The 4980-nt window shown below is 32.6% G+C and carries 4 protein-coding genes; all 4 read right to left on the reverse strand.

Annotated elements, in window-relative coordinates:
* Positions 1–142: 142 nt before the first annotated feature.
* Complete coding sequence (locus tag CKF59_RS06735) at positions 143–1411, reverse strand: amino acid permease (RefSeq protein ID WP_147397144.1); 1269 nt, start codon at positions 1409–1411, stop codon at positions 143–145.
* A 200-nt stretch (positions 1412–1611) separates the two neighbouring features.
* Positions 1612–2850, reverse strand: coding sequence for an amino acid permease (locus CKF59_RS06740; RefSeq protein WP_119535176.1), 1239 nt, complete (start codon positions 2848–2850; stop codon positions 1612–1614).
* Positions 2851–3058: 208 nt separating this feature from the next.
* Complete coding sequence (locus tag CKF59_RS08075) at positions 3059–3184, reverse strand: hypothetical protein (RefSeq protein ID WP_281270082.1); 126 nt, start codon at positions 3182–3184, stop codon at positions 3059–3061.
* Positions 3185–3401: 217 nt separating this feature from the next.
* Positions 3402–4634, reverse strand: a complete 1233-nt coding sequence (gene gltS, locus CKF59_RS06745) for a sodium/glutamate symporter (RefSeq protein ID WP_245959287.1) — start codon at positions 4632–4634, stop codon at positions 3402–3404.
* Positions 4635–4980 lie beyond the last annotated feature (346 nt).

Genomic DNA, 4980 nt, shown 5'->3' on the forward strand with positions numbered 1-4980 from the left:
CTTATTTATAACAGAAAGAAAAAATTTTCTAAAAAATATAGTAAAAGTCCTCCAAACTTAATGATCTAAGTTTGGAGGACTTTTACTATAAGCTCTCATAACTAAGTTAGGCTCAAAAAACTTAGTTTTGACTTGCTTTATTTTACATTAAACATAAAACTAAAAGAATTAAAGCTAAAACCCCTAAAGCTAAATTATTTAAGCATAAGCGGTAAGCGTTAGGATTTTGTACATAAAGTTCTTTATGTTTAGTTCTCATTTTAATGAGAGCAAGAATAGGCATTACAAGGTTTTGAATAGTAAAGATTACCGCTGCTAAGCTGAGGAAGAAAATGAAAGCAGCAGGAGTAAAGATTACCACAAGAGTTGGAATTGCAAAAGCTAAAGCAAAGAGCAGAGGTTTATTTAAGTAAGTCTCAATGCGGTCAGCTTCTTCATAGATTACAGATTCAGAACTTTCATGTAAGTGTGAAGTTACATATTCTGATTTTCTTGGTAATTTTTTAGCAAAAGTTTCTTTTAAAGTAGTAATTAAAGCTAAAGAAACCCCGATAAATGAAGTTAAAAGAGCTGAAATAGAGAAAACTGTAATTGCAATATTTAAAATTTTCACACTAGTTTGACTACTTCCGTGTGCAATTAAGTTAGCAATATTTACAGATTTACCTTCTTGAGTAAATTGAATAAGTTCAGCTTGACTCGCTTGCCCGTGAACCATGGTAATCCAAATAATAAATACCACTAAAGGAATAGCTAAGCCCCCGATAATGGCAATTTTTAGATCACGAGAGTTTCTATCTAGGTAATCAGAAAGAGCTGGGATAATAATGTGAAAGCCAAATGCTAAGAAAGTAATTGGAATCGAATTAAGTACCGCTTTACTTGATACTGGAGCACTTGCTAGGTATTCTGCTTTTAAATTTGGAATAGAAAAACCTACAAGAATTAGGAAAGCTAGACACATTAAATAAAAGAAAATACGATTAATTAAATCAGCAAAGCTCGAAGTAAAGATCACAATTAAACCTAAAGGAATAACTGTAGCAACAATAAAGAGATTATGCCATTTTTCAGGAATGCCAATAAGCTCAGCAAAGATACTTGAGAGTCCTGAAATATAAGCACAAACTAATGAGTATACGAACACGTAGAAAAGAATATTAGCAATAAGAAAGCCAATATTACCAAATTCTAAACGCATAATTCCCGCTACCGTACTCCCACGTGGAGCAAATTGGGAAGATTCTACGACTACAAGCGCAGGTAAAATCATCAGAGCGAAGAAAATAATTAATTCAATTACCGTAGTTGCAAATCCTACTTCTGCTGAGTTAATAGGCATTACAAGCATCCCGGCACCAATGGTTGTCCCTGCAACCATCATCATAGATCCAAGAACTTTAGATTTCACAAATATACCTCAAAAAATAAACTAGTTAACACCATCGTAAAGCTTTAAGAAAACTTACGAAAGTAATTAATGATAATTTTAGCATAATAATTCCTAGATATTAGTTAAATAGCATAATTTACACTAAGACAAATGTAAGATGTAAGTGTTATTAAAGAATTAAATTTAGTGTAACTTATGCTACTTAACTGAAAACGAAATTAAAAATTTAAATCTGCCATAAAAGCAACAAAGATAAATAAAATGCTAATGAAGAGTAAAACTATACTAGGTAAGCAAAAGCGATACACATTAGTTTGTTGATAAAGCTCAGGGTTAGTTTTACGAATTTTAATTAAAGCGAGCATTGGCATTACCATTGCTTGTAAGGTAGAAATTATTGCCGCAAAACCTAGGAAGAAAACAAAGGCTGCTGGCGTAAAAGCAAGAACCGCTCCAGGAATGGCAAAGGCAAGAAGAAAAATAGCAAAGCGATTTAGTTTAGTTTCTACTTTAGCTTGACGATCGGCAGGAATAAATCCTTGCTCTTCTACACTTTGAGATTTTTTAAAGTTTTCTTTAATGGTAGTAATTAAAGCAGTAGAAAGACCGATAAAAGAAGTTATTAAAGCGGTAAGAGTAAATATAGTCACCGCTATTCCTAGAAGAGCTGTTGGTTTACCATTAGTAATTAAACTCGCAATATTGACATTACCACTTTGAGCAAAGGTAATTAGTTGATCTTGAGTTGCTTGTCCATGTATAACAAGATTCCAAATTGTAAAGATTACAAAAGGAATACTTAAGCCTCCAATAAGAGCAATTTTTAAATCACGAACATTTCTATCAAGATAATCTGATAGAGAGGGAATTAAGATATGGAAACCATAAGCTAAAAAGAAAATAGGGATAGATTTATATACCGCACTGGTTGAAATAGGTGTATAAGTTAAATTATGCAGATCTAAATTAGAAAAAGATACGGCTACGAGAATCACAAAAGCGAGACACATAATATAGAACATAATCCGATTAATTATGTCTGCTACTCTTGTAGAAATAGTAACAATAAATCCTAGAAGAATAATACAAGCTAGAGTAAATACTTTACGTAAGTTTGCTGGAATCTGTAATAAATCTGCGATCACATTGGTAATGCCTGAGATATAAGCACAAGCTAAAGAATAAGCAAAAATATATAACAGGAGATTATTGGCAATATAGAAGTTAGGTCCCATCGCTCGTTTAACAATTCCTGCTACTGTTGTTCCTTGAGGAGCAAATTGAGTAGCTTCGGCAATTGCAAGAGCGGGAATTAACATTAAAAAGTAAAAGATAACAAGCTCAATAAAAGTAGTAGTAAACCCAACTGACGCTGAGTTTATTGGCATAACTAACATGCCAGCTCCAATTGTTGATCCTGCTACCATCATCATAGATCCAAGAACTTTAGATTTCATGGTGGCTTCCTTAATAGTGACATATTAAAAGAGCGCTAGACCTAGATGTCTAGCGCTCTTTGGATATAAGAGGGTTTGATACGGTTTAAGGGTTTAGTTTTAACTTAATATAGGTAAAGTATAGATAAAGTTTAAAGCTTGCTAAGTAGATCTTAGCAACTAGTTAGAGCTCTAATTTAAGCTTGACTTTACTTAGTTACTAAGGCTACTAGCCGAGCTTTAAAGGTCGAGTTAAACCCTTATTTGCAAAGCTAGACATAAACGCATTTTTAGCATAGTTAAATTGCCACCAAAAGTAGTAAGTAAAGTAGCTAAAGTATGCATTTAGTCTCATATCAAAAACCTCTAAAAAATTCTGTAAATAATTAAAACCTTGGCAAGCTTTGCTTGCCTTTTTATCTTAGTTTATTTATTTTTATCTGTCAATATAAAAACTTTTAAAAATAAACTAGGTAATAATTAAATAAGTGAAAAATAAGACGTAAAAAAGAACCTAGATAAAATCTAAGTTCTTTTCAATCAATTTATTATTATGTAAATTGACTAAGTAATTATTTAATTGCCGTTGAGAAGAAGGTAATCGCAATTGCATTAACAAAGTCAATGAAGAATGCACCTACTAACGGAATTAATAAGAAAGCTTTATGTGAATGACCAAAGTGACCGGTAACTGATTGCATGTTTGCTACCGCTGTAGGAGTTGCTCCTAAACTAAAGCCACATTGACCAGCACAGATTACTGCTGCATCATAGTCACGTCCCATTACGTTGAAAGTTACGTAAATAGAGTAAAGAACTACAAGTACAGTTTGAATTACAAGAATTACTAGAATTGGTAATGCTAACGCTGATAATTCCCAAATTTTGATTGAAATTAATGAGATAGCGATAAATAGTGATAAAGAAACATTACCTAAAACATCAATGGTAACTTCTTTTAGTTCACGTTTGAATGCACCTTTAAGGATAGTTCTTAAAACAATACCCATAAAGAGAACATATACGAATTTAGGAATATTTGGCCAATAGCTTAAGTTTAAGTTAGTGATTAATTGGTGTAACCATGAACCAAAGAACATTGCAAAAGCTAAACAAATAATTCCTTCAGTTACCGAACTCGCACGAATTGGACGAAGTTTTTGTTCATCTTCATAAGCTTCATTGTCGTCATCGTTATTAATGCTATTTGGTCCTTGTAATTCTTTAAGTTTATTACGTTTAATAAGGTATTGTGCTACTGGACCACCTACGATACCACCTGAGATTAAGCCCCATGTTGCACATGCAAATGCAGCTGCTGTAGCATTGCTTAAACCATAAGTAGTTTCGAAAGTTTGACCCCATGCACCACCAGTTCCGTGACCACCAACAAGAGTAATCGAACCTGCAATAAGACCATATAAACCATCTAGACCAAGAAGTTTAGCTAGGCTCACTCCGACAATGTCTTGAACCAGTACCATACCCGTACATGCAATAATTAAAAGTACCAGTCCTTTACCTCCTGCTGCTAATTTTTTGAAGTCTGCAGAGTATCCCACAGAAGCAAAGAACATAAGCATGAAAGTATTTGAAAGATTTGAATCGAAAGTAAAGCGATAACCAAAAGTGTAATATAACACACAAAGAACAATCGCTACTAATAGCCCCCCTGATACCGGAGTTGGAATATGGAAGCGGTCAAGGAAAGGAAGTAAACGATTTAAGTAACGACCAATTAATAACACAACGCAAGCACAAAACAGGGTTGTGAAGCCGTCAATAGTAATAATTTGTGAAGCCATTAAATTTCCTCATAATAAAGCTTAAATATTTAAGCTAAGAAATGTAATAAGTAAAATCATGAAAAATTAGCTTTAATTACAATAGTAATGAAATTGTAGAGTTAAGCTAAATTTTTAACTTTAGTTGGCATATATTCTAGTTGCATATTATTTGTAGATTGGTATTTTAGGTACTACCAAAAGGGGTAGTAACTAATTAAAAAGGTCGTGAAATAATATGGAGTGATTTTCAACAAATTATACAACTAAGCTCAACTTATATTTCTAATAATAGAGTAGGTTGAAATGTAAACTTCTCGGTAAATTAAATACAGATTTATTACATTGTTTTTTTAATTTTAAAAAG

The sequence above is a fragment of the Psittacicella gerlachiana genome, assembly GCF_003585965.1.
Taxonomy (GTDB): Bacteria; Pseudomonadota; Gammaproteobacteria; order Enterobacterales; family Psittacicellaceae; genus Psittacicella; species Psittacicella gerlachiana.